A 3,792-nucleotide genomic window follows, 5' to 3' on the forward strand; every position below is an offset into this window, starting at 1 on the left:
CAATTTAGGCCGCGCCTAAACTTAATTGTCACCGGAAGGATCCGAAGTGAACGCTCAAGAATTGGCCCGAACGGCATACACATCGCCCGCTGCGCCCGTGCGTACGGCACGCAGCACAGAATACAGCACCTTTGCGCAAATTACGCACCGATTGCGCACAGCGGCGCAAACAAAGAAAACGTCTTTTCCAGCCTATGTGTCAGCACTTAACGAAAATCGGCGCCTTTGGACGTTGCTCGCAGGAGATGTCGCATCCGACGGCAACGAACTTCCCAAAGAACTGCGGGCTCAGATATTTTACCTCGCCGAATTCACGCACAAACACACGACGGACATCCTAAACGGCAAAACTGATGAGGCTGCTCTCATCGAAATCAATTCCATGGTGATGCGTGGCCTACGCCACGAAGGAGGCCAAGAATGAGCGGACTGGTATTAAAGCTTGGACCAAAAGAACGCGTTTTGATCAATGGCGCAGTCATTGAGAATGGGGACCGTAGATCAAGATTGTCTGTGGTGACCCCAAACGCCAACATTTTGCGCCTGCGAGATGCAATCCATCCAGAAGACGTCAATACGCCCGTGCGTCGCGTGTGTTACATCGCACAGCTCGTGCTATCCGGTGACGTCGAGCCCGAAGATGCCCGCCACCAACTGATGCGCGGTATCGAACAACTCAGCCAAGTTATCACTGACCTAGACAGCAGAGCATTGCTAAACGACGCGACCGAAGCCGTATTGGAAGATCGATTTTATCAAGCGCTTAAGTCACTCAGAAATCTCATACCGCGTGAAGACAGGCTGCTCGCTGCTACACCGAGGCCCCAATGACGTTTCAGCCTATCATTCCATCGTCAGGTTACACTGGCTGGGCCTTTCTAAACAGAACTCTAGAGTCGCAAAAAGAAGCCTTCAACGCCTCACCGGAGTTGCAGCGCGACACTGAATACTTTGAAGAAAACATCGGATCGGTGAAAACCGTCGAGGATTTGATGTCGAACCGGCGCCTGCTCTCAGTGGCGCTCGGTGCATTTGGTCTAAACGAAGACATCGACAGTCAGTATTTTATTCAAAAAGTGTTGTCGGACGGCACGATATCTGCGGATTCCTTAGCCAACAAACTATCAGACAAACGGTACGCCGAGTTCTCAGCGGCCTTTGGGTTTGGGGACTTAGGCACGCCGAACACCGTTCTAAGTACCTTTCCTCAAACCATAATTTCAAAATACCAAGACAGTCAGTTCGAAATCGCAGTGGGGAACCAAGACGAAAGCATGCGTCTTGCACTCAATCTGGATCGCCAGTTGACTGAAATGGCAGAAAAAAGCGGTTCAGATGCAGGTCGCTGGTATGGTGTGATGGGAAATACTGCCGTCAGAACCGTATTTGAAACGGCGCTCGGATTGCCGAGTGCGCTTGGCAAGCTCGACCTTGATCAACAAATGACGGAATTTCGTGGAAAAACGGAACAATACTTCGACGACAGCGAAGTGGCGCAGTTTTCTGATCCAAATAAACGCGAAGAACTTGTTCGATTATATCTGGTACGCAATGAAATCGCGCAAAGCGGGTTGGGCACATCATCGGCCCAAAACGCTTTGCTGCTATTGTCAAACTAGGGAACGGCAAGTTCCGCATTTTCAATACAGTTCTTCAACCTCTCAAAGCTCTCTTTGCTCGAATGCAACTCGCGTTCTGCAAGAAATGTGTCAAGCTTTGGCCAGCAGTCAATGGCTTCGTCAACGTCAGCATCAGATCCGCGTGCATATAAGCCCGCTTGAATCATCATCTCAGACCGATCGTAAGTCCCCATGAGTTTTCTTGCCCGCGAGAGAATGGCGTTTTCTTCTGCGCTGGCAGCCTCAGGTAAAGCACGAGAGACGGATCGAAGAAGGTCAATTGAAGGAAAACGCCCGCGCTCAGCAATCTTTCGATCGAGAATGACGTGACCGTCCAATACACCGCGCAAGATGTCCGCAATTGGCTCGTCCATATCCGAGCCAGCGACAAGCACCGAGAAAACCGCTGTTATGTCTCCTGCCGCGTCTTTTCCTGGTCCTGCACGCTCGCACAGAGACGTAATCAGGTGCGTGGTTGATGGAGGATATCCGCGCAAGCTTCCTGCTTCGCCAGTTGCCAAAGCGACCTCGCGATGCGCCTCAGCGAATCTGGTCACGGAATCCGCGAGGAAAAGCACGTGTCGACCATTATCGCGAAAATGCTCAGCAACAGACATAGCCATCCAAGCACATCGACGGCGCACCAATGGTGACTGATCGGAGGTTGCCGCAACAATGACGGCGCGCTTCATACCCTCGGGCCCAAGAACGCGCTCTACAAACTCGCGGACTTCCCTGCCGCGCTCCCCAATCATCGCAATGACAACAACATCTGCACGAATTCCGGTCGCGAGCTGCGCCAACAGCGTAGACTTCCCCACGCCCGACCCTGCAAAAAGACCAACCCGTTGCCCCCGAACGATTGGCAAAAGCGTGTTGAACACAGAAAGGCCCGTTTCAAGGCGCTCGCCCAAAGATCGTCGTTCGGTTGGTCTGATCGGTGCGCCTCGCAACGGTCGCGAGTCCGGCCCGCGAAAAATAGGACGATTGTCTAATGCATTTCCGAACGGATCGATCACGCGGCCAATCCATGTGTCATGGGGCGCGATTTCGTTGTTTCCGATGTGCGCGACTGGATCGCCGATGCAAAGCCCATCAGCACCACCATCTGGCAGAACAGTGATCGTGTCCTTGTCCATTTGCAACACTTCGCCGACTTGGGTGTCGCCACCCTGTCCAATTTCGACCAAATCGCCAGACGCGGCAACGTTGCTCAAGCCTTTCACGACAATTACGCCGCCCGCAACTTTGATGACGCGACCCAATCGTTGAACGGTTTGCACCGTCGAAATTTCCGATGTCAGTACGTCAAAGCCAATGTCAGCCATATGTCCCTCCAGGTTCGACAACCCTTTTTAAAGGAATCAAGGTTAAGCCTTAGTTGATACAAATCGAGGGAGAAGCCCCGATGTTCCAGAACTTGGACATTTTTCAGATGGCGACCGGCTTGGCAAAACATGCGAGCACCCGCCAAGAAGTCATCGCGAAGAACATCGCGAATGCCGATACGCCTGAGTATCGCGCCAAAGATGTTGCGCCGTTTCAGGCAACCTATGACAACCGTGGTTCTAGCGCGGCGATGAAAAGCTCGCGCGCAGGTCATCTGCATGGTCACGCCGCGCACTCCGCGCAACCCGTCTTTGTCGATGCGCCCGGACCCAGCTCCCCCAATGGCAATACCGTGACGCTTGAAACGGAAATGATGAAGGCCACCGAGGTGCGCCATCAACATGATCTCGCCATGTCGGTCTACAAAAGCTCGATGAACATTCTCAGAACCTCAATTGGTCGCAGATAGGAGTTAACCCATGAGTGATTTATTCAATATCCTGTCCGTTTCCTCGTCAGGCATGGCCGCTCAAGCTGATCGATTGCGGCACGTATCTGAAAACATCGCCAACGCCGATACGCCTGGTTACCAGCGCAAAACAACGTCTTTTGAACAAGTCGTTGAGCACGGGCAAGACACCGGTGCGGTGCGCAGTGGTCGCGTGGAACTTGACGAAACGCCACTTAAGCAAGTGTTTGATCCTGGCCATCCGATGGCGGGAGAAGACGGTTATTACAACAGCTCGAACGTCGAAATTATGGTTGAAATCGCTGACGCCCGTGAAGCGCAGCGCAGCTATGAAGCCAATCTCAAAATGTTTGATCAAGCGCGACAAATGTCGAC

Annotated in this window: 6 protein-coding genes; 5 read left to right on the forward strand and 1 reads right to left on the reverse strand. The window is 52.7% G+C overall.

Going from position 1 to position 3,792, the window contains the following annotated elements; all coding sequences use genetic code 11:
- Nucleotides 1-46 precede the first annotated feature (46 nt).
- From flaF to ABF287_RS11365, 3 genes are read left to right on the forward strand one after another with little or no spacing between them, the layout of a single operon-like run.
- A complete protein-coding gene (flaF, locus tag ABF287_RS11355; protein WP_347185122.1) occupies nucleotides 47-424 on the forward strand; it encodes a flagellar biosynthesis regulator FlaF in 378 nt (125 codons plus the stop codon).
- Entirely contained in the window at nucleotides 421-831 is a 411-nt protein-coding gene (gene flbT / locus ABF287_RS11360; RefSeq protein WP_347185123.1) for a flagellar biosynthesis repressor FlbT, read from the forward strand. The genes flaF and flbT overlap by 4 nt, the downstream gene beginning before the upstream one ends.
- Nucleotides 828-1,619 carry a DUF1217 domain-containing protein gene (locus ABF287_RS11365; protein ID WP_347185124.1) on the forward strand — a complete coding sequence of 264 codons (792 nt, stop codon included), beginning with the start codon at nucleotides 828-830 and terminating at the stop codon, nucleotides 1,617-1,619. Before flbT ends, ABF287_RS11365 begins: the two co-directional genes overlap by 4 nt.
- On the opposite strand, the gene ABF287_RS11370 is transcribed toward ABF287_RS11365, so the two are convergent.
- Nucleotides 1,616-2,947: a FliI/YscN family ATPase gene (locus ABF287_RS11370; RefSeq protein ID WP_347185125.1), complete on the reverse strand. Its 1,332-nt coding sequence runs from the start codon at nucleotides 2,945-2,947 to the stop codon at nucleotides 1,616-1,618. The two genes, ABF287_RS11365 and ABF287_RS11370, sit on opposite strands and share 4 nt — an antisense overlap.
- Nucleotides 2,948-3,027: 80 nt before the next feature.
- Here ABF287_RS11370 and ABF287_RS11375 point away from each other — a divergent pair, with 80 nt between their 5' ends.
- Complete coding sequence (locus tag ABF287_RS11375) at nucleotides 3,028-3,417, forward strand: FlgB family protein (RefSeq protein WP_347185126.1); 390 nt, start codon at nucleotides 3,028-3,030, stop codon at nucleotides 3,415-3,417.
- 10 nt (nucleotides 3,418-3,427) lie between these two features.
- Nucleotides 3,428-3,792: flagellar basal body rod protein FlgC (gene flgC, locus ABF287_RS11380; protein ID WP_347185127.1), on the forward strand; the 365-nt coding region annotated here is incomplete at its 3' end.

The organism is Pacificibacter sp. (assembly GCF_039769035.1).
GTDB lineage: Bacteria > Pseudomonadota > Alphaproteobacteria > Rhodobacterales > Rhodobacteraceae > Celeribacter.

Excerpts from the sequence above, each read along its gene's own strand:
- ABF287_RS11375 (WP_347185126.1), top strand. The coding sequence starts at position 3,028 with ATGTTCCAGAACTTGGACATTTTTCAGATGGCGACCGGCTTGGCAAAA.
- ABF287_RS11370 (WP_347185125.1), bottom strand. The coding sequence starts at position 2,947 with ATGGCTGACATTGGCTTTGACGTACTGACATCGGAAATTTCGACGGTG.
- flbT (WP_347185123.1), top strand. The coding sequence starts at position 421 with ATGAGCGGACTGGTATTAAAGCTTGGACCAAAAGAACGCGTTTTGATC.
- ABF287_RS11365 (WP_347185124.1), top strand. The coding sequence starts at position 828 with ATGACGTTTCAGCCTATCATTCCATCGTCAGGTTACACTGGCTGGGCC.